1 protein-coding gene is annotated in these 1,685 nt (G+C 63.8%); it reads right to left on the bottom strand.

The window, feature by feature from the left end; translation table 11 throughout:
• Positions 1-5 precede the first annotated feature (5 nt).
• On the bottom strand, positions 6-1,682 hold the full coding sequence (locus tag RA20_RS22925; protein WP_039134592.1) for a formate--tetrahydrofolate ligase: 1,677 nt from the start codon (positions 1,680-1,682) through the stop codon (positions 6-8).
• Positions 1,683-1,685 lie beyond the last annotated feature (3 nt).

Genomic DNA, 1,685 nt, shown 5'->3' with positions numbered 1-1,685 from the left:
GCGTCTTAGAACAAGCCTTCGATCTGGCCGTCCTCGTTCAGGCGGATGGTTTCCGCCGCCGGTTTGCGCGGCAGGCCCGGCATGGTCATGATCTCGCCGCAGACCGCAACGATGAAGCCGGCGCCCGCAGACAGGCGGACTTCCCGCACCGGAACCGAATGGCCGGTGGGTGCGCCGCGCAGGGACGGGTCGGTCGAGAAGGAGTACTGGGTCTTCGCCATGCAGACCGGCAGGTTGCCGTAGCCCGCGTCTTCCCATTCCTTCAGCTGGTTGCGGATCTTGTTGTCCGCCAGCACCTCGTCGGCGCGGTAGATGCGCTTGGCGATGGTCTCGATCTTCTCGAACAGCGGCATGTCGTCCGGGTAGATCGGCGCGAAGTTGGCGGTGCCGGCATCGACGATCTCGACAACTTTCTCGGCCAGCGGCGCAGAGCCTTCCGAGCCCAGCTCCCAGTGGCGCGACAGAACCGCTTCAACACCGTGGTTGGCGCAGTAGTCCTTCACCGCCTGCACTTCGGCATCGGTGTCAGTCACGAAGTGGTTGATCGCAACCACAACCGGCACGCCGAAGGATTTGACGTTCTCGATGTGGCGGCCGAGGTTGGCACAGCCCGAGTTCACCGCGTCGACGTTCTCGGCGCCGAGATCCGCCTTGGCAACGCCGCCGTTCATCTTCATCGCGCGCACGGTGGCAACCAGCACCACAGCCGACGGCGCGATGCCTGCCTTGCGGCACTTGATGTTCATGAACTTCTCGGCGCCCAGATCCGCGCCGAAGCCTGCTTCGGTCACGACGTAGTCGGCAACTTTCAGCGCGGTCTTGGTTGCGATCACGGAGTTGCAGCCGTGGGCGATGTTGGCGAACGGGCCGCCGTGCACAAACGCCGGGTTGTTTTCCAGGGTCTGCACCAGGTTCGGCTGCATTGCGTCCTTCAGCAGAACGGTCATTGCGCCTTCTGCCTTGATGTCGCGGCAGTAGACCGGGGTCTTGTCGCGGCGGTAGGCCACGATGATGTCGCCCAGGCGCTTTTCCAGGTCCTGCAGGTCGTTGGCCAGGCACAGGATCGCCATGACTTCCGAGGCCACGGTGATGTCAAAGCCGGCTTCGCGCGGGAAGCCGTTGGACACGCCGCCCAGAGACGCGGTGATGGTGCGCAGCGCCCGGTCGTTCATGTCGACCACGCGGCGCCATGCAACGCGGCGCACGTCGATCTCGGCTTCGTTGCCCCAGTAGATGTGGTTGTCGATCATGGCCGACAGCAGCGAGTGGGCCGAGGTGATGGCGTGGAAGTCGCCGGTGAAGTGGAGGTTCATCTCCTCCATCGGCACAACCTGTGCATAGCCGCCGCCCGCAGCGCCGCCCTTCATGCCGAAGTTCGGGCCGAGGCTCGCTTCGCGGATACAGATCATCGCGTTCTTGCCGATCCGGTTCAGGCCGTCGCCCAGACCCACGGTGGTGGTGGTCTTGCCTTCGCCTGCCGGGGTCGGGTTGATCGCGGTCACCAGGATCAGCTTGCCGTCTTCACGGTCCTGCACCGAGTTGATGAACTCCTGGCTCACCTTCGCCTTGTCGTGGCCGTAGGGCAGCAGATCGCTGTCCGAAATCCCGATCTTCGCACCAATCTCCTGGATCGGCTTCTTCTGCGCTTCACGCGCAATCTCAATGTCACTCTTGTAGCTCATGGC

Source organism: Leisingera sp. ANG-Vp (assembly GCF_000813725.1).
GTDB lineage: Bacteria > Pseudomonadota > Alphaproteobacteria > Rhodobacterales > Rhodobacteraceae > Leisingera.
This window is presented reverse-complemented; position numbering and strand designations above follow the sequence as displayed.